This window comes from Sinorhizobium chiapasense, assembly GCF_036488675.1.
GTDB classification, from domain to species: domain Bacteria; phylum Pseudomonadota; class Alphaproteobacteria; order Rhizobiales; family Rhizobiaceae; genus Sinorhizobium; species Sinorhizobium chiapasense.
Genome location: NZ_CP133152.1, coordinates 624,597 through 647,819, shown reverse-complemented (window position 1 = coordinate 647,819; position 23,223 = coordinate 624,597). Strand labels below are relative to the sequence as shown.

Annotated in this window: 21 protein-coding genes; 16 read left to right on the top strand and 5 right to left on the bottom strand. The window is 62.2% G+C overall.

From position 1 onward, the window contains the following. The first annotated feature begins 8 nt into the window (after nt 1-8). The 4 genes from RB548_RS27715 (at nt 9) to RB548_RS27700 (ending at nt 5,305) form a co-directional block, all read left to right on the top strand. On the top strand, nt 9-740 hold the full coding sequence (locus tag RB548_RS27715; RefSeq protein ID WP_331376957.1) for a hypothetical protein: 732 nt from the start codon (nt 9-11) through the stop codon (nt 738-740). A 10-nt stretch (nt 741-750) separates the two neighbouring features. Beyond that, nucleotides 751-2,967 carry a hypothetical protein gene (locus tag RB548_RS27710; protein ID WP_331376956.1) on the top strand — a complete coding sequence of 739 codons (2,217 nt, stop codon included), beginning with the start codon at nt 751-753 and terminating at the stop codon, nt 2,965-2,967. Beyond that, nucleotides 2,964-4,283, top strand: a complete 1,320-nt coding sequence (locus RB548_RS27705) for a glycosyltransferase family 4 protein (RefSeq protein ID WP_331376955.1) — start codon at nt 2,964-2,966, stop codon at nt 4,281-4,283. Before RB548_RS27710 ends, RB548_RS27705 begins: the two co-directional genes overlap by 4 nt. A gap of 89 nt (nt 4,284-4,372) precedes the next feature. After that, complete coding sequence (locus tag RB548_RS27700) at nt 4,373-5,305, top strand: alpha/beta fold hydrolase domain-containing protein (RefSeq protein WP_331376954.1); 933 nt, start codon at nt 4,373-4,375, stop codon at nt 5,303-5,305. A gap of 55 nt (nt 5,306-5,360) precedes the next feature. Here the strand turns inward: RB548_RS27700 and RB548_RS27695 are convergent, their stop codons facing one another. Then, nucleotides 5,361-6,296 (bottom strand): LysR family transcriptional regulator, encoded by a 936-nt coding sequence (locus tag RB548_RS27695; RefSeq protein ID WP_331376953.1) that lies wholly within the window; start codon nt 6,294-6,296, stop codon nt 5,361-5,363. 276 nt (nt 6,297-6,572) lie between these two features. On the opposite strand from RB548_RS27695, the gene RB548_RS27690 reads away from it, so the two are divergent. The 3 genes from RB548_RS27690 to RB548_RS27680 all read left to right on the top strand — a co-directional run bounded on the left by RB548_RS27690 (nt 6,573) and on the right by RB548_RS27680 (nt 8,123). Then, a complete protein-coding gene (locus RB548_RS27690) occupies nt 6,573-6,998 on the top strand; it encodes a YybH family protein (protein ID WP_331376952.1) in 426 nt (141 codons plus the stop codon). A 76-nt stretch (nt 6,999-7,074) separates the two neighbouring features. Beyond that, nucleotides 7,075-7,305 (top strand): hypothetical protein, encoded by a 231-nt coding sequence (locus tag RB548_RS27685; protein ID WP_331376951.1) that lies wholly within the window; start codon nt 7,075-7,077, stop codon nt 7,303-7,305. 11 nt (nt 7,306-7,316) lie between these two features. Next, nucleotides 7,317-8,123: a molybdopterin-dependent oxidoreductase gene (locus RB548_RS27680; RefSeq protein WP_331376950.1), complete on the top strand. Its 807-nt coding sequence runs from the start codon at nt 7,317-7,319 to the stop codon at nt 8,121-8,123. A 110-nt stretch (nt 8,124-8,233) separates the two neighbouring features. Here the strand turns inward: RB548_RS27680 and RB548_RS27675 are convergent, their stop codons facing one another. Next, on the bottom strand, nt 8,234-10,018 hold the full coding sequence (locus RB548_RS27675) for an adenylate/guanylate cyclase domain-containing protein (RefSeq protein ID WP_331376949.1): 1,785 nt from the start codon (nt 10,016-10,018) through the stop codon (nt 8,234-8,236). A 319-nt stretch (nt 10,019-10,337) separates the two neighbouring features. Here RB548_RS27675 and RB548_RS27670 point away from each other — a divergent pair, with 319 nt between their 5' ends. The 9 genes from RB548_RS27670 (at nt 10,338) to RB548_RS27630 (ending at nt 20,077) form a co-directional block, all read left to right on the top strand. Then, nucleotides 10,338-10,550: a hypothetical protein gene (locus RB548_RS27670; protein ID WP_331376948.1), complete on the top strand. Its 213-nt coding sequence runs from the start codon at nt 10,338-10,340 to the stop codon at nt 10,548-10,550. Nucleotides 10,551-10,694: 144 nt separating this feature from the next. After that, nucleotides 10,695-11,525, top strand: coding sequence for an N-formylglutamate amidohydrolase (locus tag RB548_RS27665; protein ID WP_408642485.1), 831 nt, complete (start codon nt 10,695-10,697; stop codon nt 11,523-11,525). After that, nucleotides 11,522-13,396 (top strand): flavohemoglobin expression-modulating QEGLA motif protein, encoded by a 1,875-nt coding sequence (locus RB548_RS27660; protein WP_331376946.1) that lies wholly within the window; start codon nt 11,522-11,524, stop codon nt 13,394-13,396. Before RB548_RS27665 ends, RB548_RS27660 begins: the two co-directional genes overlap by 4 nt. 9 nt (nt 13,397-13,405) lie before the next feature. After that, entirely contained in the window at nt 13,406-14,452 is a 1,047-nt protein-coding gene (locus RB548_RS27655) for a glutathione synthase (protein ID WP_331376945.1), read from the top strand. A gap of 141 nt (nt 14,453-14,593) precedes the next feature. Next, the gene (gene ytfQ / locus RB548_RS27650) at nt 14,594-15,556 is read left to right on the top strand and encodes a galactofuranose ABC transporter, galactofuranose-binding protein YtfQ (RefSeq protein ID WP_331376944.1); all 963 of its coding nucleotides are present in this window, start codon (nt 14,594-14,596) and stop codon (nt 15,554-15,556) included. A gap of 243 nt (nt 15,557-15,799) precedes the next feature. Further along, the gene (gene ytfR / locus RB548_RS27645; RefSeq protein ID WP_331376943.1) at nt 15,800-17,314 is read left to right on the top strand and encodes a galactofuranose ABC transporter, ATP-binding protein YtfR; all 1,515 of its coding nucleotides are present in this window, start codon (nt 15,800-15,802) and stop codon (nt 17,312-17,314) included. Continuing rightward, nucleotides 17,311-18,336 carry an ABC transporter permease gene (locus tag RB548_RS27640; RefSeq protein WP_331376942.1) on the top strand — a complete coding sequence of 342 codons (1,026 nt, stop codon included), beginning with the start codon at nt 17,311-17,313 and terminating at the stop codon, nt 18,334-18,336. The genes ytfR and RB548_RS27640 overlap by 4 nt, the downstream gene beginning before the upstream one ends. After that, complete coding sequence (yjfF, locus tag RB548_RS27635; RefSeq protein WP_331376941.1) at nt 18,333-19,301, top strand: galactofuranose ABC transporter, permease protein YjfF; 969 nt, start codon at nt 18,333-18,335, stop codon at nt 19,299-19,301. Before RB548_RS27640 ends, yjfF begins: the two co-directional genes overlap by 4 nt. Nucleotides 19,302-19,321: 20 nt before the next feature. Then, a complete protein-coding gene (locus tag RB548_RS27630) occupies nt 19,322-20,077 on the top strand; it encodes a FadR/GntR family transcriptional regulator (protein WP_331376940.1) in 756 nt (251 codons plus the stop codon). A gap of 187 nt (nt 20,078-20,264) precedes the next feature. On the opposite strand, the gene RB548_RS27625 is transcribed toward RB548_RS27630, so the two are convergent. From RB548_RS27625 to RB548_RS27615, 3 genes are read right to left on the bottom strand one after another with little or no spacing between them, the layout of a single operon-like run. Further along, nucleotides 20,265-21,401, bottom strand: coding sequence for an ABC transporter ATP-binding protein (locus tag RB548_RS27625; RefSeq protein WP_331376939.1), 1,137 nt, complete (start codon nt 21,399-21,401; stop codon nt 20,265-20,267). After that, nucleotides 21,398-22,225, bottom strand: a complete 828-nt coding sequence (locus RB548_RS27620) for a carbohydrate ABC transporter permease (protein WP_331376938.1) — start codon at nt 22,223-22,225, stop codon at nt 21,398-21,400. The genes RB548_RS27625 and RB548_RS27620 overlap by 4 nt, the downstream gene beginning before the upstream one ends. Next, a complete protein-coding gene (locus RB548_RS27615; RefSeq protein WP_331376937.1) occupies nt 22,222-23,124 on the bottom strand; it encodes a carbohydrate ABC transporter permease in 903 nt (300 codons plus the stop codon). The genes RB548_RS27620 and RB548_RS27615 overlap by 4 nt, the downstream gene beginning before the upstream one ends. Nucleotides 23,125-23,223 lie beyond the last annotated feature (99 nt).

Below are 23,223 nucleotides of genomic sequence, written 5' to 3'. Positions count from 1 at the left end.
GAGAATCGATGTCTGTTGTTGCCGAAAAATCAAGTGCCGCCCCGGAACAGGACAATGCGCGGCCTATGAATGGCCGCGTGGACGCGATCGATCAGGGCCGCATCTTCGGCTGGGCATTCGATCCGGCGACGCCCAGCAAGCGGCTCACCATCCGCGTGATCCTCGATGGCAGCGTGATCGCCGAGGCCGTCGCCGACCGCAATCGTCCCGACCTCAAGCGCAACGGCATCGGCGACGGCAGCCACGCCTTCGAGATCGCGCTGCCGGAGACGGCTGCCGCGCGTACGGCCGACCTCGTCGTGACGGCCCTGGATGGGCGAGGCGCGGAGCAGAAGCTGCGTGTTCCCCGCCCCGACGAGCAGGCTGCCGAGGCTCTCATTGCCGCGCCGCTGACGAAGGTTCTCGACAAGCTCGACGTCCTGATGGCAGCGCAGCGACAATTGCAGGTGTCACAGCGCTCTCTCCTGCGCACGCAGAACGATGAGAGCGGCGAGATCGAGGCACAGGGATTGACCGCCATCGGCGACGCCGTAGCAAACCTCCGCTCCGAGGTCGCGCAGAGGCTGGACGACCTCGATGTCCACCTCATGCGCCTCGACGGCGTCGTGGCGGCAATGGAGAAGAACCTTGGCGGCTTGCAGAAGCGTTCGAACGCTGAGTTGAAACCTTTGCTGCTCTTGCTTTTCGTTCTCGTGGGGTTTGCCACCGGCGCTGCCCTCGCGCTTTTCACCGGCGCGTAAAGGGCTCGACATGGTCGCTGTAGAACAGGCACTTCCTTTGGCTTCGCAGCTTGCTACCAGGATCATGAAGGGTGGACGAGTCCTCGCCTGCCCGGTCGACGAAGGATTTCTGCTCGTCATCGGTACGGGCGAACCAATGGCCGGAACACTGTTGGCGGAGATCAACGACGACGTCGCCACCCGAGTGACGGCCTCCGTCATTGGCTGGCGCTTGGCCTTGCCTTCGAGATCGGCCACGCATGGGTTCGCTGCGTTGCTGCAAATGAAAGACACCGATCGTCCGCTCACCACGCTCCGCCTCGGGGAGGAGGAGGAGGCCGGCAAGCGATACATCTTCACCCCGCGACTAGTCCCAGTGAGCGATGCCGCTGCGATCCTGGCGGAGCTTGCCGGGGAGCAACTCCGCGACACGCTGGATTCGCTGGCCGATGCGCTGATGCAAGGAACTATCGGGCCGCGAAGGCTTGCCGCGACAATCGCTCTGTTGCAGTTCCCAAAGGGGAGCGACGGTTTCGTAGAACTCCTCGGCGAAACACAGGACGGAGTGATCTTCGTCAAAGGGTGGGGCCGCAGTATCGAACCCGGTAGCTGCCGCGTGGTGGTGAATAGCGGCAAGCCCGTCCCTTGCGACTGTGGGATTGCCACTTTTCTCCGTCAGGACGTTCCGGCGGGAGGCTCGGGCTTCGTCGGACTGCTTTCGACGAAAGAGCCGCTCCGGTGCCGTGACATCGAGGGGCTCGTCTATCGCGGGCGTGGAGGCTGGCGGTATACGCCGGTTCATGAGCACCGACAGGTCGCCAGCCCTTCGGACACACCGGGGCATATTCGCTCCGTGCTGCTTCAGACCCGCAGTTCACCGCAGGTTCTCCTGGAACTGCGCTCGGCCGCAAACAGCTTCGAGGGCCGCGAGACGGTCTCCACGCTCCCTGTCCCGGTTCGGATGGGAATAGACAGCGCCTTTCAAGCGAGCGGAGGCGCATTGCTGATCTCGGGCTGGCTGCTTGACCCCGAAGCGCACGTGCAAAGCGTGAAGCTCTGTGGCGAACGGGCAGCAGCGCGGCTGGACGATCACTGGAGTCGGCTGGAGCGCTCCGACGTGACGGACGCGTTCACCGATGAGCCGGCGTTCCGGAGCGCATTCGGCCATCGAGGCCATCCCCACGGCTTCATCGCCTTTGCGAGCAGCCCCGGTTGGGATTCGGGGCCCCCCCTCCATCTGGAGCTGACGCTGAAGGATTCCCGTCGCGCCTTCATGCCACTCACACCGGTCCGCGTTCCGCCGCGCTTGGCCGTCCTTCGCCAGTTCAGTTCCATCGATCCGGAACGCTGGGGGATCGCAGAAATCGTCGATCGCCAGATTGTTCCCTTCCTGTGCGCATCAGAGAGGACTTCTCCATGGATTGGTGCCACCGTCGACGCGGGTCCGTTCGAGCAGGCAGGAGGTCCGCCGATCATCATAGCCGCCGAGGACTCTGAAGACGGAGACATTGCGCCCATCCTCGGACTCCTGGCGCTCGATCCCGAAACCCGCCTTGCGCCTATCGCACTCGTCCTGCCAGCAGAACGCTTTCGGCGGCAGGCCAGCCGCATCAAAGAAATCGCGCAATTCTACCGGCTGTCGCTAAAGCTTATGGCGGCTGAGGAGAGCGGCGATCTCTACGACCTCCTGGAAGCGGGGGTCCGGGCACTGTCGCATGAGGCGGTGGTGCTGCTTGCCGGCTCGCTGCTGCCGGTCCGAGCCGGCTGGTACGGCAAGCTCGTCGCCGCCCGTGATGCGCAGGGAGGCGTCATATCCCCCACGCTTGCCTACGAGGACCATTCAGTCCGCTGGGCCGGAAGCTGGCCGGCCGGGCAATCCGAATATCCGGCGTCGAGCCGCTATGCCGGCTACCCTCTGAGCGCCGTAACCGGCCTCAACTTGACCCAGGTCGCGGCAGCATCTTTCGAGTGCTGCATCATGCCGCGCGAGGCCTTCCTCGCTGCGGGAGGCTTTTCCGGCGGCTATCTCGGCTCTCAGCAAAAGGGACTAGAGCTTGGCCTGAGGCTCGGCCGTTCCGGAATATCCTCGTACTGGCTGCCAGCGGTGCAGATGCTAGGCGCTGATGAGTCGTCCGGCGCAACGACGGCGGCACTCGCTCCCCTCGTGGAGCGGATCGATCGAAAAATATTTGCTTCCCGCTGGGCTCCGGCTCGCGAAGACAATTGGTTCGAGGAGGTCTCCGTATGAGCGATCGGCTCCGTGTTCTCGTTGTTTCACATGGCCATCCGGTGATGTCGCTTGGCGGGGCGGAGACGGCGTCCCATAGCCTTCACAAGGGCCTGAACACGTTGCCGGGAGTTGAATCGATCTATCTGGCCCGCGTCGGCCATCCCGTCCCGCGCCACGGTGCGTCGGCGCTCATGAGCCACCGCCTCGCGCCGGATGAAGTCCTCTTCCACGCCGACGACTACGACCACTTCTTCCTCTCCAACGGCGATACCGAAGCAATCCGTCGCGACCTCCTGCGCTTTGTCGGCGATCTCACCCCCCATGTGGTTCACTTCCATCACCTGATCGGCATGGGAGTGGAGGCCCTCTACGCCCTTCGCGAGGCATTGCCTGAATCGATCATCGTGGTGACCTTCCACGAATATCTTTCGATCTGCCACAATCACGGGCAAATGGTGAAGCGGCCTTCAGGCCAACTCTGCAGCAGGGCTTCTCCCATCGGCTGCCACGGATGCTTTCCCGAAATCCCGGTGTCCCGTTTCCTGAAGCGCGAACAGTTCCTGTGCGGGATGCTCGGCCTTGCCGACGCCTTCGTCTCCCCAAGCATGTTCCTCGCCACGCGGTATGTCGAATGGGGAATCGACGCGGAGAAACTCTCCGTAATCGACAATGGGATAGTGCCCGGCGAGGTCGCGCCCGTGCGAGACCTGCCGGCTCAGACCGCCCGGCGAAACCGCTTCGCCTATTTCGGGCAGATGACGCCCTTCAAGGGCATCGATGTGCTCATCGATGCCGTTTCACGCGTGCCGCAGGAGATTTGGGGCGAGGATTCCTGCCTGATGATCTTCGGCGGCAACCTCGAACGCCAGCCCACCGAATTCCAGGACCGGGTCAAGAAGCTCATGGACGAGGCGGGCCGCAGGGTGCGCTTCTATGGTGCCTATCAAAACGGGGACATGCCGCGGCTGATGCGCTCCGTCGACTGGGTGGTCCTGCCGTCCACCTGGTGGGAGAACTCGCCGATGGTTATCCAGGAAGCGTTGCACCACCGTCGGCCGATCATCTGCTCCGACATCGGCGGCATGGCCGAAAAAGTTCGGGACGGGAGGGACGGGCTGCACTTCCGCGCCGGCAGCGCGCAGGACCTGGCCGATCGACTCATCGAAGTCGTGCGCGAGCCACAGGCTTGGGATCGACTGCGTGCAAGCCTGCGCCCGCCGACCAGCCATGTCGACGCCGCTCGCGCCCACGCAGACCTCTATCGCCGGCTCCTCAGAAAAAAACGGAGCGCGATGAATGGCGGGCGCTACGATCCGGTCTCGCTGACCGCCTGAGACCTCTTGGGAAGAAGCGCGTCATGTTTCCCGAAGGGTGAAGCGACAACAAGTTCGCGGTGCGGCCAAATTTGTCCCGGAGTCTTCATATGATCATCTATTCCGACGAAAACCTCGAGGTGATACATCGCCCCGGATCGTCGGAGTATCTTCTCGTCACCTTCAATGAAATGGAAATGCAGGCGAACGGCAGTCGCTTCTGGGGTCAGCGGTTTTGCGAAAAGGCAGACATTGCTGCGCTCGGCTTTATCAGCAGGCGGCCGAACTGGTTCCCGGCGGCAAGCGTCGTGAAGGCGGTGAGCGCGGCGGCACCGATACTTCGCACAGCGTCGGAGCGCATCCTCTACGGCCATTCGCAGGGCGGCTATGCGGCGCTACGCTACCGACGGCGCTTCGACGCCACGGTCGTGATCGCCTTTTGTCCGCAACTCTCGATAGATCCCAAGTCTGTGCCTTTCGACGGCCGGTTCACTCGCCATTACGTGCCCGACCTCCACGCCAACATGTCGATTGCAACCGACCACACTGCCGGTCGGGCCTATATTTTTTACGACCCCTTCCATGTCGTCGATCGCCGCCACGCTGAGCGGATTGCGACGCTGCAAGCGGATACACGCCTCGTTCCCGTGCACATGACGGGTCATGGCACTGTCCGGGCATTCACCGGAACGACGCGCGCCCTTTCGCTTATCGAGGCCTGCCGTGCCGACGACACCCCCAACCTGCGCACCATCGCTCGCTCGGCCCGAGTCGATGCCCCCATGCGTCCCTATCAGATCGCAGTCACGGCGATCGCCCGCCATCCCGTCTGGGCCGATCGCGTTCATCGGCGCTTCGGCGGCGGCTTTTCGCCGGTCGAACGGGTCAACTTCCTCTATCATCGCGCCAACCGCCATATCCGCGATGGCGAACTCGCGGTTGCGCGCGACAAGCTGGCGGAGGTCGTAGCGCTGCGACCGGGTGATGCGGGCTTCGCGTGGCGGCTACAGGAGCTTGACAGCCGCATGGCTCGCGCGCTCTAGATCCGGGCTGTCAAATCACCTTGGCCGCTGCAGCTTTAGGCGGCATAAAAGAACCTCAGGTTCTGCGGACCGCGTACCCTTCCATCATCCGACGTCCTTCGAACAGCTCGCGCTCGCGGGCCAGGCCCTCGCCAACAAGATCGAAGAAGGCGCGCACGCGGGCTGCGCCTTTGATATCGTCGTGTGTGACGATCCAAAGTTCACCCGACAGGTCCGACAACGGCTCCGGCAGCGCATGTACGAGACCACGTTCGTCGTCGCCGAGATAGCAGGGCAGAAGTGCGAGACCGATGCCGGACTTGGCGGCAACGAGCTGGTTGACCAGGCTGTTCGTGCGATACACGAAGGCTTCGGGCGGCGCTGCCCGCCCAAGCCAATCGGCCGCTTCTATTCCCGCCGTCGCCTCCTCCCAGCCGATGATGGCGTGGCGGCCGAGCTCGCCCGGCCCGGCGATGGGGCCGCCATGAGCTTCGAAATAGGACGGCGCGCCATAGAGCGCCCATGCCACATCGGCAAGCTTGCGTCCCCAGAGATCGCCCTCCTTTGGCCGGATCGGCCTGAGCGCGATGTCGGCTTCGCGCCGCGACAGGCTGAGCACGCGGTTGTCGATGACCAGCTCGACGACGATGCCAGGATGAGCCTGTCGGAACACGGCGATGTGGCGCGTCAGCGCGCGATAGGCGAGCGTTTCGGATGACGTTACGCGCAAGAGGCCGGCAAGCCGGTGATCGCGGCCCGTGATGTCGCGGTCAAGCGCGAGTGCCTCATCCTCCATGCGCTCCGCAGCAGCTGCCATTCGCTCGCCGGCCGTCGTCGGCCGATAGGCCCCGCCGGGCAGCCGCTCGAAAAGCCGCACGCCGATGTTCGCCTCCAGCGCGTTGAGGCGCCGGAACGCCGTCGAATGATCGATGCCGAGCCTTTTCGCAACCGCCGTCAGGCTGCCTTCTCGCTGCAGCGCCAGCACCAGCCTGAGTGCATTCCAGTCGTCCATATTCATTTTGTAGCACTGGCGGCACTTGCGGTCACGCAAGCGCGTTACGCGAAATCACAGGTCGGCTGTCGCTGCTGCCTTCGAAACGACCCACCAACGAGCTCGAAGTCGCCCTGTCCGCCTTAACACGCGGCCGTGGATCCCGGAGGAACTGAGTCCCATCGCGCTCTTGCAATCCCGCAAGCAAGACTTGTGAAGTGCCAACGGGCCTTGCACGCCTGTTGCCACTATCCTCTCTGTCGAGCAACAACTGAATTCGAACGAAAGGAGGCTTTCATGGGCGCTCCCTCCCCTGAACTCTGCAATCTTTGGCTCGCTCGCGCCTTCAACGCGCAGGATGTCGAAGCTGCGGCAGCAATGTATCATCCGGATGCCTCGATCGTGCAGGTCGATGCGGTCCACGGCGGGACCAAGGTTGCTCGCGGGGCCGACGGCATCCGCAAGACAATGGCGGCCTATATAGGCCTCAAGCCACACATGGATGTGGTTACCCACCATACGACGGTGGCAGGCGACTTCGCCATGACCCGTTCTCAGTGGCTGATCAAGGGGGTCGACAAGCACGGCCAACCGACCGAAGTGCATCACCACGGCATGGAGGTTCACCGCCGACTACCCGATGGGACCTGGGTGTTTTTCATGGATCATCCATTCGGAGCCGATCCGAGCTGGGCGGTCGCAGCGCCCCCGCATACCGAGTAACGATGCCGGTTGGGCCGGTGCCGTAGCGGATCCATGGCGCGGCGCGGGCGACCTCGACCTCCTAGGCAGGTGAACCATGATCCAGACCAACGGGCATGAGGCCCGAGATCGCTTCGCCGATCCTGAGCGACCGCCGATGGATCCTCCGAGCGGCCTCCGTCGCATCAAGCTGCGTCCGCACGAAATGGGAGACGCTCGAACCGCCACCGACGATCTCTTCGTCCTCGCCCACCTGGGCGTCCCCCGCGTCGACGCCCGGAAATGGTCGCTCCGCATCGACGGGCTCGTGGGCGAGCCTACATCCTGAACCTGGATGATTTGAAAGCGCGCCCGAAGAAAACGATCGAAACGGTGCACCAATGCTGCGGCAGTCCGCTGGAGCCGACAGTTCCGACCCGCCGCGTCGCCAACGTCTGTTGGGGTGGTGTCGACCTCGCCGAACTCCTCAATGAGATTGGCGTAGATGCCAATGCGCGCTTCCTTTGGTCCTACGGCCTCGACGGCGGCGAATTCGCCGGAACTTCCTGCGACTGGTATCTCAAGGACCTGCCGCTCGAGCGGCTCAGCGCCGGCGGCGTCCTCATCGCCTACGAGCTGAATGGCGCGCCGCTACCGGCGGAGCATGGCTTTCCGGCGCGGCTAGTCGTGCCGGGCTACTACGGCACGAACAGCGTCAAATGGCTGTGGCGACTGCAACTCGCCGCGCGGAGGGCGGACGGGCTTTTCACGACGACCCTTTATAACGACGCGAGCGATGCACGCGACCTCGCGGCCGGCCTGCCGCCGCGACGGCCGGTCTGGGCGCTGGCACCGGAATCGATCATCGTGGCCCCGGCACCCGACGCAGCGGTCGCGCTCCACGAGCCAGTCGAAATCTGGGGATGGGCCTGGTCGTTCCGCGGCATCGCTGGCGTGCAAGTCAGCACCGATGGCGGCATCAACTACAGGCACGCGACGCTGGAGCCGAGGCGCGGCTGGGCCTGGCAGCCCTTTTCGCTGCAGTGGCGGCCGAGCCATCGGGGCGTCGCGCAACTCTGCGCCCGCGCCATCGAAGCCGGCGGCGCAGCGCAACCGGTCGAAGGGGCACGGAACGCAATCCACACGGTGCGCGTCATGGTCGAGTAACCGATGCGCGCTTTCCAGCCGACCATACAAAAATCATGCTCTCTATACGCCAACGCCACTCAACGCGGTATCGCCTCGGCGGCCATGACACATGGAACCGTTGGCGATCCTTAAACCACCGTGCTTTGGATCACATCGCTGCCGTTGAGCGGAGAGCATTCGTGAGCAAGCTCGCCTGTTGCGGGCGACGCCGGGAGCCCTGCGGCACGTGTTCGATCAACCAGGCTCGCGGTTATCGCAACATCCTCGAAAAGTTCCTGGTTGCGCAAATACTCGACGGAGAGCGTCGGGTCGAGTGCAAGCGCCTGCGAGACGAGCTGCTTGGCGCGGTCGAGGTCGGAACAGGCCATCCGCGCTGCGATCCGGTAGATAAAGGTGCGTCGCGTCTGGAATGGCAGCTTATGCGAGACCTCGAACATCTCCGCGTAACGTTCGAGCGCGTAAAGCGACGCGACGCGCTCCTCCGTTATCCAGACCGGTAGAAACGGGTCGAGTGTTTCCGCACGGTCGAGCAACTGGAGCGCTCGTTCGGGCTCGCCTGCAAAGAGATAAAACGCGGCACATCGCCCGATCGTGTAAGCGTCGTTCGGCGCCATCTCGATGGCTTTCTCATGATGAAAGCGCGAGGCAGCGAAATCGCGCCGCATCATCTTGATCGACCCCATGATCCGGTGCGCCTCCGGATCGGTCGGATCGAGTTCCAACGCGTGCGCCGTCTGCAGTTCACCGAGGTGCAGATCGAAGCTCGGCAGCGAACTCCACGAGCAGACATGCATGGCAAAGGGCCGGCCAAAGCTCGGATCCGCTTTCATCGCCTCTTCGAACCAGTGCATCGCTTCGTGAAGGTGGAAATCGGCGACCCCCGCCAGCCGGTGATGGTCGAGGCCGCGCAGGTAGTATTCGTAGGCGGACATGCTCTCCGGCCGCTTCAGCCGCGCGGTGGTGAGCTCCGACTGTTCGATCCGACCGGAAACGGTTGCCGCAACACGGGCGGTGATCTCATCCATGACGTCGAGAATTTCCTCGAAGGGGCGTTGAATGCGATCCGACCACACCAGATGCCCCTGATCCGTCTCTGCGAGCGAGATGTTGAGCCGGACATAGCCGCCGGCCTTGCGGACGGAGCCTGCCACGACATAGCGCACGCCGAGCGATCTACCGATTTCAACCGGATCGGATGTCCGCAACACCGTCGAGGCCGAGCGCGAGGTGACGAAAAGGCTTTTCAGCCGGCTGAGTTCGAGCGTCAGATCATCGGTCATTCCTTCCGCTAGAAACGTCTGGTCCTGATCCGCGATCGATGCCGTGGTGAACGGTGCGACCGCCACGGAGTTCGGTCTGACCGATGAAGGAGGCGACGCCCGCGTCGGCGCGACCTGGAAACGGTGGCGGTCCATGGCCGCGCCGACGCGGTAGATTTGGATCGGCTCCGACACGCCCTTCAGGTGCCGTTCACCGATCGATTCGAAGGCGCAGGGTGATATCCGGCGGACCTGCTCGTAGAGCGCCTCTGAGACCTCGATCTCGCCCGGGTCGGCGGAGGCTTCGATACGCGAGGCAATGTTCACGCCGGCGCCACGCAGGTCGTCGCCGACGACCGCAACGTCGGCGACGTGCAGGCCGAAGCGCATGTCATGCGTGCAGGTGCGTGGCACAGATCCGATCGCCAGACGCGCTTCCATCGCCGCCCGCAGCGCATTCACGGGACTGGAGAACTCGGCAAGGATTGCATCTCCTGCCGTGTTGAATACCCTGCCGCCGAAGTTCTTGACGATTTCGGCGATGAGCGTCATGCAATCGACGACGCGCGCGATCGTCTGCTCCTCGTCGAGCTCCATCGCCGACGTGGAGGCCACAAAGTCCCCGACCAGAATTGCAGCCAGCTTCCGATGCATGCACCACCTGGCCCGCTTAAAGGCCGAATGGTATCACACGGGTTCGCCAATAATATAATTATACGTTCGCGGCGAAGAGAAAGATGCAGCTCGTGCCGGGAGGCCGACGGCGATGTTTTGTTCGACGCCCGCCTCGGGGTAACCGACTTCTCGCATCAACGATTGGAAGCGCGTATAAATATCATAGACTTCGGTTGGACGAGCGCCTCATGGCGCGGAGGCCTTCGGGAACGTCCGTGCGCCCGGAGCGTTTCGGATATGCAGTATCCGGCGAGGCGCCGCCGAGCCGAGCATCCGGGAACAACCTGGAGTGAGGGCCATGGAACAAACAAACGCTTGCAAGTTGGCAGAGGAATATCTGCGCCTCGGCGGTCATCGCCGGGTGGTGATCGACGATAACCAGACCTCGGTCAGAAACTGGGAGCCAGAGCCTGCGGCAGCCGAGGCGTTCTGGCGGAAAAACGTCGAAATACTCGGGCCAGAGAGACAGCGCGAGGTGCAGCTCCTGCTGCCTACGATCAATCGCGCATGAGGAGCGAAGTGCGCTGATTAGCTCTGGCGACAGCGTGCGCGGCGCGAGCTGGGCATTTTTCCGCTCGCGCGCGGAACAGAAAAGTTCGTTTCTGAATTGTAGGCATGTCACCGATACGCGGAATGCGGCTGCGAAGGCGTTGACATGGATAGACCGGATTACCCAGGCAAAGTGTTGACGGAGTCTCTCGACGACGAATGGTGGACTCAGCATCGCGGTGACTCGCCGATCGTCGCTACGGCCATCCACAATGGTCACGCGGTGCGCAGCGCGGTCGAATGTCTTCTTGCTCTCTCGGGCGCGGAACGGCTGCGCGAGGAGGATCCGTTCACCGAGTTCATCATCCGCGACTTCCCGAACCGGATCGTCGTTCATCGGTCGCGATTTGAGGTCGATGTCAATCGCCCCCGCGGCGGCGCGATATACGTGCGGCCGGAGCAGGCCTGGGGTCTCAAGGTCTGGACCCGCGAGCCCCCGCACGATTTGGTCGAAGTGTCGCTGGCGATGCACGACGAATATTACGCCATGCTGGAGGGGATGCTCGCTGGAATCGAGCGGCGCCATGGGCGCTTTGTCGTCCTCGACGTCCACAGTTACAACCACCGGCGCGACGGCCCCGAAGCGGCAACGACCAAAATGGAGGCGGCGCCCGAGGTCAATATCGGCACGTTTTCGATGGATCGCGTGAAGTGGGCCCGGGTCGTGGATTCCTTTGTCGAGGCACTGCGCTCTGCCGACTGCCAGGGGCGACGGCTCGACGTCCGCGAGAACATCGCGTTTCAGGGCAGAGGCCAACAGACGCGGTTCATCCATGAGCGTTTCCCCGACACCGGCTGCGCGATTGCCGTCGAGTTCAAGAAATTCTTCATGGACGAGTGGACGGGCGAGCCCGACCTGGACGCGCTTGCGGCGCTCAGGAAGCTCTTCTCGTCGACCGTGCCGTCACTTGTCGACGCATTGGGAGTGGACCGATGAAACGTTCCGCCGCCGCCCCCAGGGATACGGCAGATACGCCCGAATGGCTCGCCGAGGCGCTGGCGAGCATCAAGGCCGACAAGGCTGTACGAAAAGACCTTCCGGATGGCGGACGGCTGCATATCGATCGCGCGCTGCCTTTTCTTTGCCTGCACATCTCCGGCGACGACGAAGGTCCGGTTGCCCGCGAGATCGCTCAGGCGAATGCCTCCTACCTCATTGCCCCAGAAGCCAATGTTGCTGTCTCGGTCGTCGAAGCCGTCGGCGGGCTGCTCAAGCGGCGTCTCGGTGCATTCATGGTCATGGAAATCGGCGAACTCGCGCGCGACGAACTGTTGACCGACGACGCGCCCTACCTTCCGCCGTTCAAGATCGAGGTCACGGCAACTCCGGAAGGGCCGGCGCGGATTGCCGCCAAGGCATTCGCCAATGCCGCCGAGGCTACCGAAGCGAAGTTCCGCACGCCGCGTGTCGAAATTCGTGAAGCCGAAGGGCTGGACCTGCCGTTTCCCTGTCTTCGCGTGCGGTTTGCGCCGATCTATCGGCAGCGTGAGTCCGGCAACATCTATCCGCAGCTTCGTGAACGCCTCATCGCGAGCATCTTCGATGCCGGCCTGCAAGCCTTCGCGGCTTTCGTCAGGGCTACCAAATGCATGAACATCTCGACGCATCGGGCGCTCGGCAGAAAGGCCTTCATCGATGCCGTGGTACGCACCGACCGGCGTATCGACGAGGTCGCTTCGACCTTCGATTTCCTGCTCGCCGTGACCCCGATCAATGCCGAATCGGCCTGGAGCGAGTTTGCCGCAAGCGAGTACCGGCAAACCCCGCGCTTTCTCTACCGACCGTTGACGTTGCAGGTCGAAAAGGCGAAGAAAAAGCTGTTCTCGATCGCCTTCGACCACCTCGAAGATCCGGTGCTTTACCATCTCTATCGCGAGAAGCAGCAGGAACTCGACCTTCAGCTTTCGCTGCTCTCGGCCCGGGAGAGCGCAAAATTCATCGAATTCGGCCGCGCCCTCTACGGTCCCGTCGAACCGGAGCTTTTGCGGGCAGCGCAGGACATCCTTGCACGGACCGGCGATGGCGCGACCGATACAGCGCCCGAATCGCGCGTTGCGGAGCGACATGCCGATTGTTACTCCGTCGAGCAGCAGGCGCGCGCGATGATTGCCGAGTACCGCCGCCGCTATGCCGGCTTTGACGCGTGTGTCGAGGTGCGCGACGATCTTCCCTCCGGCCTTCTGGTCTCGGGCAGCCGCCTCCTCATTGCACGCAGCACCGCCATGGACGCGGAGCGCGTCGAACCGATCCTGAGCCACGAGATCGGCGTCCATCTGCTGACCTATTTCAACGGTTCGGCGCAAGGCTTGCGCCTTTTCCGTTCCGGCCTCGCCGGATACGAAGGCATGCAGGAGGGGTTGGCGGTCTTTGCGGAGTTTCTGACGGGCGGCATGAGCCCCGAGCGGCTGCGCCTCATCGCCGCCCGCGTCGTTGCCTGTGCCGCAATGCTCGATGGCGCATCGCTGCCGGAAGCCTATCGACTGCTCGTTCAAGATCATGGGTTCTTGAAGGCGGATGCCTTCAACGTCGTCTTGCGCGTCTATCGCAGCGGGGGTCTCGCCAAGGATGCGATCTACCTGCGCGGCCTTGTGCAACTCCTCGCCCACTTGGCGGCTGGTGGAGCCTTGGAGCCCTTCTGGATGGGAAAGATAGCCGCTTCGCATTTCGGCGTTATGCAGGAACTAAGCGCCCGCGGCCTGCTTGGTGTGCCGGCCGTGCGCCCTATATTTCTTGACAACCCGGAAGCATCCTCGCGCCTCGCCAAGGCACGCGCGGGGATGTCACCGCTCGACATGGTCGAACGTTAGGAGCCGGACATGCGCATCGCCTTTTTCGTCAACTCCATCGAAGGCGAGGCTACCTATTACGCGACGACCTGGCTTGCACTCGCGGCGCTCGCCCGCGGTCACGATGTTTGCTACGTCACGCCCGGGGACTTCGTGCTTCGTTCCGACGACAGCCTCCTGGTCCGGGCCACGACCTTGCATGGCCCGAAACCGAAGAAGCCGGAAACCTTGCTGAACGCGCTCAAGGACGAGCGGGCAAAGATCAAGACGATCGACGTCAATGAAGTCGACGTCCTTTTTCTGCGCAACGATCCTTCCGAGGACGCCGAACGGCGTTCCTGGGCAGCCTATGCAGGCGTGAATTTCGGGCGTCTGGCGGTCGATCGCGGCGTGATCGTCGTCAACGATCCGGCCGGCTTGCGGGGGGCGCAGAACAAACTCTATTTGCAAGGCTTCCCAGAAATTGTTCGCCCTACTTCGCTGATCTCCCGGAGCATCGAGGAAATCCGGGACTTCATCGATGCGCATCCTGACGGCGTGATCCTGAAGCCATTGCAGGGATCGGGCGGCAAGAACGTTTTCAAGATCAGTTCGAGGGAAGAAGCCAACCTCAATCAGATATTCGAAGCCGCCAGCGGCGAAGGGTATCTGATCGCCCAGACCTATCTGCCGGAAGCGACTGCCGGTGACGTCCGCCTTTTTCTCATGAACGGACAGCCACTGGAGCGCGACGGTGTACATGCCGCGCTCCGCCGGGTGCCTGCCAAGGGAGATGTGCGCTCAAACATGCACGCGAGCGGCAAGCCGGAAGCGGCAACGATAACGCCGGAGATTCTCGCCCTTGCGCAGAAGCTCCGACCGAAACTGGTGGAAGACGGCATGTTCATGGTGGGCCTCGATATCGTCGGCGACAAGATACTGGAGATCAATGTCTTCACTCCCGGAGGCCTCCCCGAGATCGCCGCGCTGTACGGCGTGGATTTCAGCGAGGACATCATCATCGCGCTGGAAGACAAGCTGAGCATCCGCCAGCTCTATCCGGGAACATTGTCGAACCGCTCGCTGGCGACGCTCTGACGTCATCACTGAAGCCGCATGCCCCGCCAACGAATTTGGCGCGAATACGCCTAATGATTTCAAACGTGAGTTTACAAAAGTAATATTATATGATTTTTTCTCGACAGCTGCATGGAGAGCAGCGTTCTTTGGGAGGAAATCATGAAATTTGCGAAGGCACTCGCGAGTGCAACGATTCTTGCTGCCTGCACCTTCGGCAGTGCATCGGCCGCGGAGCTCGTCGTCGGCTTTTCCCAGATCGGATCGGAGTCCGGCTGGCGCGCTGCTGAAACGACACTGACGAAGCAGCAGGCCGAGCAGCGCGGAATCGACCTCAAATTCGCCGATGCGCAGCAGAAGCAGGAAAACCAGATCAAGGCTATCCGTTCCTTCATCGCTCAGGGCGTGAACGCGATCCTTGTTGCTCCGGTAGTCGCAACCGGTTGGGACGAAGTGCTGCAGGAGGCGAAGGATGCCGAGATTCCTGTCATCCTGCTCGACCGGACCGTCGACGCATCCGACGATCTCTATCTGACCGCCGTGACCTCCGACCTCGTTCACGAAGGCAATGTCGCCGGCAAGTGGCTTGCCGACACGGTCGCCGGCAAGCCCTGCAACGTCGTCGAGCTACAGGGCACGACCGGTTCGTCGCCGGCGATCGACCGCAAAAAGGGCTTCGAACAGGCTCTCTCCGGTCACGACAACCTGAAGATCATCCGCAGCCAGACCGGCGACTTCACCCGCACGAAGGGCAAGGAAGTGATGGAAAGCTTCCTGAAGGCTGAAGGCGGCGGCAAGAACATCTGCGCGCTCTACGCCCATAACGACGACATGGCCGTCGGCGCGATCCAGGCCATCAAGGAAGCCGGCCTGAAGCCGGGTACGGACATCCTTGTCGTCTCGATCGATGCCGTTCCGGATATCTTCCAGGCCATGGCCGCCGGCGAAGCCAACGCCACGGTCGAACTGACCCCGAACATGGCGGGTCCCGCCTTCGACGCCCTCGCCGCCTACCTGAAGGATAAAAAGGCGCCGGCAAAATGGATCCAGACGGAATCAAAGCTTTATACCCAGGCTGACGATCCGATGAAGGTCTACGAGGAGAAGAAGGGCCTCGGCTACTGATCTCGCTGCTGCATGTTTTCCGTAAATCGTAGCCCGATTCAAGGATAGAAACATGCAGCAATTCGAAGTGCTACAGCGATCCTTGTACGTCTGAGGAGACGCACGGTGCTGTAGTGGCCCGCACGGCATATCCGTTGCGGGCCGCTTCTGCCCTTCGGCAAAGAAGGCACGACCGGAGCGAGTAGTGTCGCCAAGGCGCGGCATTGTCTCGTCCCCGGTCTCGACGTTCCTGAGACGGTATCCATGCAAGCAAGCGACAACATTCTTTCGGCGGTCCGGATCGACAAGGGTTTTCCGGGAACCAAGGCCTTGGACAAGGTCGACTTCCATCTCCAGCGAGGCGAAGTTCACGCGCTCCTCGGAGAGAACGGCGCCGGCAAATCGACGCTCATCAAATGCCTCACCGGTGCCTACCGCCGGGATGGCGGCAGCATCCTGCTCGACGGGGTCGAAGTCGACCCGCGCGACACCTTCGACGCCCAGCGATTGGGCATCGGGACCGTTTATCAGGAGGTGAACCTGTTGCCGAACCTCAGCGTCGCCGAGAACCTGTTCCTCGGACGGCAACCGCGCCGCTTCGGCATGGTCGACAACCGGGCGATGAACCGCAAGGCACGCGAACTTCTGTCGGAATACGAACTCGAGCTCGACGTCACCCGTGCGCTCGCAAGCTATTCGGTCGCCATTCAGCAGGTCGTGGCCATCGCCCGCGCCGTCGACCTGTCGGGCAAGGTGTTGATCCTCGACGAACCGACTGCGAGCCTCGATGCTCATGAGGTCGCGATGCTCTTTCGCATCGTCCGGCGCCTCAAGGCACGTGGCCTCGGCATCATCTTTATCACCCACTTCCTCGAGCAGGTCTACGAAATTTCAGACCGCATCACGGTGCTCAGGAATGGGCGGCTTGTCGGAACCCGCAGCACGGCCGACCTCGACCGCCGCGATCTGATCGCGATGATGATTGGCCGGGAACTTGCGGCAGAGATAAACGCCGCCCACGCTACCGCTGCGGAAGGCGAGCCTCGCTACCGGTTCAGAAACTATGGCCGGCGAGGACGCATCGCTCCTTTCGATCTCGACGTCAGGGCGGGCGAGGTCGTTGGCATAGCCGGCTTGCTCGGTTCGGGCCGCACGGAAACGGCGGAAGTCCTCTTCGGTGCCCATCGCGCCGACAGTGGCACCGCGGAAATCGACGGCCGCCGCGTCGAACTGTCGTCGCCTCGCGCCGCCATCCGCCAGAAATTCGGCTTTTGCCCAGAGGACCGCAAGACCGCCGGCATCGTCGGCGATCTCTCTGTGCGCGAGAACATCGTCCTTGCTCTGCAGGCAAGGCGCGGCTGGACGCGGCCAATCTCGCGCGCGGAGCAGAACCGGCTGGCCGACCTTTATATCCAGGCCCTGGATATCCGTACGGCCGACAGGGAAAAGCCGATCAAGCTGCTTTCCGGCGGCAACCAGCAGAAAGCCATTCTTGCCCGCTGGCTGGCCACCGAACCCGAGTTCCTGATCCTCGACGAACCGACGCGCGGCATCGATGTCGGCGCACATGCCGAGATCGTCAGACTGATCGAATCGTTGCGTGAGAAAGGCATGTCCCTGATCGTCATTTCATCGGAGATCGAAGAACTGGTCGCCTACAGCACGCGGATCGTTGTTCTTCGCGATCGCGCCCACGTCGCCGAACTCGGCGGAGAGCGCATTACCGCCGATCAGATCGTCGAGGCGATTGCCGCGGCCAACGAGCGGAGGGTATCGTGACATCGATCGTCCGGACCTATCTCGCCCGCTTGCTGCCGCAACTGATTGCGCTTGCGGCTATTCTCATCGCGATTTCAATGACCTTTCCCGGTTTCCTCAACCTGGAAATTCAGAACGGTCGCCTCTACGGCAGCCTGATCGACATCCTCAACCGGGGCGCTCCGGTCGTGTTGCTGGCGATCGGCATGACCGTCGTCATCGCAACCAAGGGCATCGATCTTTCCGTTGGCGCCGTCATGGCGATTTGCGGGGCGGTTGCCGCATCCTTCATCACGTCCGGCCATTCCCTCTTTGAAACGCTCCTCATCACGGTTGCAGTCGGCATCCTTTGCGGCATGTGGAACGGCCTTCTCGTGGCGGTCCTCGATATTCAGCCGATCATTGCAACGCTGGTGCTGATGGTTGCCGGGAGAGGTATCGCCCAGCTCGTCACCGAGGGCGCAATCCTCACCTTCAATGACCCTGGCCTCATCTTCATCGGCAGTGGTTCCTTTGTCGGTTTACCGATGCCGGTCGTGGTGTGGCTGGTCTTCGGAGTCCTCGTGGCACTGCTCGTGCGGCAAAGCGCACTCGGCATGCTGATCGAAGCGATCGGCGTCAATCGCCAGGCAAGCACGCTGTCGGGGGTTCTAACTCCGGTACTTCTGATTGCCGCCTATATGCTTTCCGGCCTGTGCGCAGCGATTGCCGGCATCATCGCTGCTGCCGACATCAGGGGGGCTGACGCCAACAATGCCGGGCTCTGGCTGGAGCTCGACGCCATTCTGGCGGTCGTCGTCGGCGGGACGTCCCTTCTCGGCGGGCGCTTCAGCATCGCCGCGTCGGTGCTCGGAGCGATCATCATCCAGGCGATCAATACCGGCATCCTGCTTTCCGGTTTCCCGCCGGAGTTCAACCTCATCATCAAGGCGGCGATCATCGTCTTCATCCTGGTGCTCCAATCGCCGCGCTTCCGCACCGCCTTTGCCTTCCTCGCTATCCCACGGCGGGCACCTAAAACGACAGAGCAGGAGGCGAAATGAAGCAGAAATATCTGCCGCTTACGGCAACGATCTTAATCTTCGTATTAAGTTATGCGCTTTGCGCGGCCCAATATCCGAACATTCTCTCTACCCGGGTCATCGGCAATTTGTTGACCGACAATGCTTTCCTCGGCATTGCAGCCGTGGGCATGACCTTCGTCATTCTTTCGGGGGGCATCGACCTCTCGGTAGGTTCCGTCATCGCCTTCACCGGGGTCTTCCTCGCGGTGGTCCTGGAACACACAAGCATGCACCCGCTCGTGGCCTTCGCGCTGGTCCTCGCCATAACCACGCTGTTCGGCGCGCTGATGGGGATGATCATCCATTATCTCGAAATGCCGGCCTTCATCGTGACGCTTGCCGGAATGTTCCTGGCGCGCGGAATGGCCTTCGTGCTGTCGATCGATTCCATTCCGATCAAGCATCCGTTCTACGCAACATTGAAAGGGCTCTATTACAAGCTGCCAGGCGGAGGGAGGATCACTCTCATCGGCGGCCTGATGCTGCTCGTCTTTGCCGCCGGCATCCTCATCGCTCATCGGACCCGTTTCGGCACTAACGTCTATGCGCTCGGCGGCGGCACGGCGACGGCGAAGCTCATGGGTGTTCCGGTCGCGAGCACGACGGTCAAGATCTATGCCCTCTCGGGACTGCTCGCGGGGCTCTCCGGCATCGTTTTCTCGCTTTACACGTCGGCCGGCTATTCGCTTGCTGCGGTGGGCGTCGAGCTTGATGCGATCACCGCAGTCGTCATCGGCGGTACGCTGCTGACCGGCGGATCAGGCTTTGTCGCCGGAACGCTTGTCGGCATCTTCATCCAGGGCCTCATCCAGACCTACATAACCTTCGACGGATCGCTCTCCAGCTGGTGGACGAAGATCCTGATCGGCGCGCTTCTCTTTGCCTTCATCCTCCTGCAGAAGGGGATCATTCATCTGTCGCGCGATGCCCGACAACGCGCCTGAGTGAGCCGAGGACCGTGTGAATGGCGCCGGAAACCTTCGCCAAACGACCGCGGAAGCGCACGAGCCACCAGCTCGTCGTCGACGAGCTGGGCCAGGCGGTCGTCGGCGGCGAATTTGCCGTTGGCGACATACTGCCAGGCGACGTGGAGCTTGCGGCGCGCTTCAATGTCTCGCGCACGGTCCTGCGCGAAGCGATGAAGACGCTTGCGGCGAAGGGGCTTGTTTTCCCGCGTGCGCGCATCGGAACACGCGTGATGCCGCGGACGCATTGGAACCTGTTCGACGGCGATGTCCTCTCCTGGCATTTCAATGTCGGGGTGGACCAGGATTTCCTGCATCACCTGAGCGACGTGAGACTGGCCCTCGAGCCCTATGCCGCCGGCCTCGCGGCGCGACGGGCGTCCGACGCGGACATCAGCCAGATGATGCGGCTTGCCGTCGCCATGGGCGATGCCGGGCACAGCGCCCAGACGCTGGCGCAAGCCGACCTCGAATTCCATCTCCATTTGCTCGAAGCCTCGCTCAACCCCTTCATGCGAACGGTGGGGAGCCTTATCGAAGCAGCGTTGATCGGCGTTTTCAAACTCACGAGCCCAATCCGCGATGATACTGAAATCGACCGCGTCGCGATGGCGCACATCCGCATCGTCGAGGAGATCCAGCGTCGCGACGAGGACGGCGCCCGAAGCGCGATGGAAAACGTGATCCGTGTGGGTCAGGAACGGCTGATGCTTAACCTTACGGAAGGCAAGGCATCTCTTCGGAGCGGGTCATAAAACTCAAAACGTTTAGATTCACCAAAAGACAAACGGTTAGGACGGCTTCCTCCGATAAGGCGGCCGCCCTGATCTGACTATCGCCTAGAGCGCCGTGCGTTCAAGTGAACGCACAAAGGACGCTCTAGCACTTTGATTCTAGAGCATCTTATCCGCTTTCAGTGATTCCACTTGAAAGCGGGATGCTCTAGCTCGCATGACCCGCAAGATGCAGGTGCCGCGGCGGCTCGATGCCGACGCGGCCGTTTTCCGATTCAATCCGCTTGCCCGTCGCGGTGTCGAAGAGATGCAATTGCGCCGGGTCTATCGCAAGGCCGATGATCTCGCCGCTTCTTGCCCCGCCGCGCCCCGTTTCGACGATCGTCAACTCCGGCTTGGTCGACGACGTGATGAAAGTCGCCGAGCCGGTCGACTCGACGATGGCGACAGGGACGTCGAAAGCACCCTGCCCTTCGGCAACGACCTTGATGTGCTCCGGCCGAATACCCGCAGTGACGGACGAGCCCGGTGCAAGGCGGCTGCCAAGTGCGAGTTTCGCCTGCGTCTTGCCGAAGTCGAGGACGATGTGCCCACCATCCTCCGCGACGATTGCCGGTATGAAGTTCATCGCGGGCGAGCCTATGAAGCCCGCAACGAATTTGTTGGCAGGGCGGTCATAAAGATCGAGCGGTCGGCCCTGCTGTTCGATGATGCCGTCGCGCATGACGACGACATGGTCGGCCATCGTCATCGCCTCGATCTGGTCGTGCGTCACATAGACGGATGTTGCCTTGAGCCGGTCATGCAGTGCGCGGATTTCCTTGCGCATATGCACGCGAAGGGCGGCATCGAGATTGGAGAGCGGCTCGTCGAACAGGAACGCCTTCGGGTGGCGAATGATCGCGCGGCTCATCGCCACGCGTTGGCGCTGGCCGCCCGAGAGTTCGCGCGGGTAACGCTTCATCAAATGCGAGAGGCCGGTGGTTGCCGCCACTTCTTCTGCGGCCCTGCGCGCCTCGGCCCTCTTCACACCGCGGATGCGCAGGCTATAGGTCAGGTTCTCTTCGACCGTCATGTGGGGATAGAGCGCGTAGGACTGGAAGACCATCGCGACATCGCGCTTGCGGGGCGGAACATCATTCATAAGCGCGCCGGCGATCTTCATCTCGCCGGTCGAGATCTTCTCAAGACCCGCGAGCGAACGCAGCAAGGTGGACTTGCCGCAGCCGGACGGGCCGACGAGGGCGACGAAGGTCCCTTCCTCTATCGCAAGATTGATGTCCTTCAGCGCGTGAAAGGCACCGTAGAACTTGTTGACGCCGTTGAGTTCGATCTGAAGGGTCATTTGAGGGCTCCCGAAGTGAGGCCGGAAACGATGCGGCGCTGCAAGAGGATGAAGACTGCCAGAATCGGGGTCACATAGATCGTGGCGTAAGCCATGATGTTGTTCCATTCATTGGTGTTCGGCCCCATGAAGGAATTCAGGCCGACGCTGGCGGGTTGCAGTTCAATGTCCTGGATCATCGACTTCGAATAGACGAACTCGCCGAAGGCCTGCATGAAGATCAGGATCGCGCTCACCAGAATGCCGTTGCGCGCCAGCGGCAGGACGATGTTGAAGAAGGCGCCGATGCGCGAATTGCCGTCGACGAGCGCCGCCTCCTCGAGTTCCATCGGCACGCTCATGAAGGTCGCCCGGACAAGCACCACGAAGAACGGCATGCTCTTGGCCGCGATCGCCAGGATGACGGCAAAGCGCGGCGTGTCGAGAAGCCCGAACTGCGAGAAACCGACGAAGATCGGCGTGATCATCAGCGAGGCCGGCAGCACTTGCAGCATGAGGATCAGGAACAGGCCGACATCGACCCAGATATTGCGATAGCGCGCGAGCACATAGGCGCAGCCGACGCCGAGCACCGAGATCAGCGCAACCGCACCAAAGGCGATAACCAGCGAGTTCCAGAGGTAGCGCCCCATGTTCCGGCTTTGCCAGACGTCCGCGTAGATGCCCCATTGCGGCTCGCTCGGCAAGAACTTCGGCGGCGTCGCGAACATGGCCGAACCGGTCTTCAACGCGGTGATGTACATCCAGTAGAGCGGAAAGAGATAGATGGCGGCGAGCACGAGTGCGACAACCAGCATCAGGCGATTGCGGAATTGCTCGCTCATCCTCTGACCTCATGACGGGTGGAGCGCACATAGACGACCGAGGCGAACATCACGAAGACGATCATGATCACCGAAATCGTCGCGCCCTTGGCAAAATCGTATTGGCGGAAGGAGAGGTCCCAGGCCCAATACTGCGTGACGTTGGACGTGTTGTTCGGCCCTCCCGATGTTATCGCGGCGAAGAGGTCGAACTGCTGCAGCGTGAAGATCAGCCCGAGGGCGATGATGGCGCCGATCGTCGAACGCATCATCGGCAGCGTGATCGTCCAGAAGCGCTGGAGGGCATTGGCGCCGTCGAGCTCGGCCGCCTCGTAGAGATCCTTCGATATGCCCGAGAGCCCGACGGAGAGCAGGATCATGTTGAAGGACGTGCCGAGCCAGATATTGGCGATGATGACGGCCCAGAGCGAATAATTGGGATCGGAGCGCCAGAAGATATTTCCATCGATGACACCCGTTTCCCGCAGGAGGAAATTGAGAACGCCGAAGTCGCCCGAAAGGATCCAGTTCCAGATGGCGCCAACGACGAGACCCGGCATCACCCAGGAGACGAGGAAGAGCCCGCGCAGCCACGAGGCGCCGGGAAAATTGGTCCAGAAGAACAGCGCGAGGCCGAAGCCGATCGCGAATTGTCCGCCGATCGAAGCGACCACGAACAGAGCCGTATTGAAGAGAATCGGCCGGGTTTCAGGCTGGGAAAACAGGTCGATATAGTTGCGGAAACCGACGAAGGGTCGCGCGAAGCTGCCAAGGCTGAACATGTCGACCTCCTGGAAGCTCATCACTACATTGTAGACGAGCGGAAGGCCGGACATGACGAACAGGAAGCCGAGCGGCAGCACGACGAGGCCGATGTCGAAGCCCTTGCCGTCGGTGACACTGGATAGAATTCTCTTCATGGCGATCCCCTTCCCCTGAGGCGATCTCGACCGAAGCCGAAGATCGCCTCCTCCGGGAGGAAACGAGGAGCGGAATGTACGATCCGCCGGTGAATGCTC

What these genes read in the sequence shown, in the direction of transcription:
- RB548_RS27705 (WP_331376955.1), top strand. Translation starts at nt 2,964, where the DNA reads ATGAGCGATCGGCTCCGTGTTCTCGTTGTTTCACATGGCCATCCGGTG.
- RB548_RS27620 (WP_331376938.1), bottom strand. Translation starts at nt 22,225, where the DNA reads ATGAGCGAGCAATTCCGCAATCGCCTGATGCTGGTTGTCGCACTCGTG.
- RB548_RS27675 (WP_331376949.1), bottom strand. Translation starts at nt 10,018, where the DNA reads ATGCATCGGAAGCTGGCTGCAATTCTGGTCGGGGACTTTGTGGCCTCC.
- RB548_RS27715 (WP_331376957.1), top strand. Translation starts at nt 9, where the DNA reads ATGTCTGTTGTTGCCGAAAAATCAAGTGCCGCCCCGGAACAGGACAAT.
- RB548_RS27665 (WP_408642485.1), top strand. Translation starts at nt 10,695, where the DNA reads ATGGATAGACCGGATTACCCAGGCAAAGTGTTGACGGAGTCTCTCGAC.
- RB548_RS27685 (WP_331376951.1), top strand. Translation starts at nt 7,075, where the DNA reads ATGATCCAGACCAACGGGCATGAGGCCCGAGATCGCTTCGCCGATCCT.
- ytfR (WP_331376943.1), top strand. Translation starts at nt 15,800, where the DNA reads ATGCAAGCAAGCGACAACATTCTTTCGGCGGTCCGGATCGACAAGGGT.
- ytfQ (WP_331376944.1), top strand. Translation starts at nt 14,594, where the DNA reads ATGAAATTTGCGAAGGCACTCGCGAGTGCAACGATTCTTGCTGCCTGC.
- RB548_RS27615 (WP_331376937.1), bottom strand. Translation starts at nt 23,124, where the DNA reads ATGAAGAGAATTCTATCCAGTGTCACCGACGGCAAGGGCTTCGACATC.
- RB548_RS27690 (WP_331376952.1), top strand. Translation starts at nt 6,573, where the DNA reads ATGGGCGCTCCCTCCCCTGAACTCTGCAATCTTTGGCTCGCTCGCGCC.
- RB548_RS27710 (WP_331376956.1), top strand. Translation starts at nt 751, where the DNA reads ATGGTCGCTGTAGAACAGGCACTTCCTTTGGCTTCGCAGCTTGCTACC.
- RB548_RS27625 (WP_331376939.1), bottom strand. Translation starts at nt 21,401, where the DNA reads ATGACCCTTCAGATCGAACTCAACGGCGTCAACAAGTTCTACGGTGCC.
- RB548_RS27660 (WP_331376946.1), top strand. Translation starts at nt 11,522, where the DNA reads ATGAAACGTTCCGCCGCCGCCCCCAGGGATACGGCAGATACGCCCGAA.
- RB548_RS27630 (WP_331376940.1), top strand. Translation starts at nt 19,322, where the DNA reads ATGGCGCCGGAAACCTTCGCCAAACGACCGCGGAAGCGCACGAGCCAC.
- RB548_RS27695 (WP_331376953.1), bottom strand. Translation starts at nt 6,296, where the DNA reads ATGGACGACTGGAATGCACTCAGGCTGGTGCTGGCGCTGCAGCGAGAA.
- yjfF (WP_331376941.1), top strand. Translation starts at nt 18,333, where the DNA reads ATGAAGCAGAAATATCTGCCGCTTACGGCAACGATCTTAATCTTCGTA.
- RB548_RS27700 (WP_331376954.1), top strand. Translation starts at nt 4,373, where the DNA reads ATGATCATCTATTCCGACGAAAACCTCGAGGTGATACATCGCCCCGGA.
- RB548_RS27670 (WP_331376948.1), top strand. Translation starts at nt 10,338, where the DNA reads ATGGAACAAACAAACGCTTGCAAGTTGGCAGAGGAATATCTGCGCCTC.
- RB548_RS27655 (WP_331376945.1), top strand. Translation starts at nt 13,406, where the DNA reads ATGCGCATCGCCTTTTTCGTCAACTCCATCGAAGGCGAGGCTACCTAT.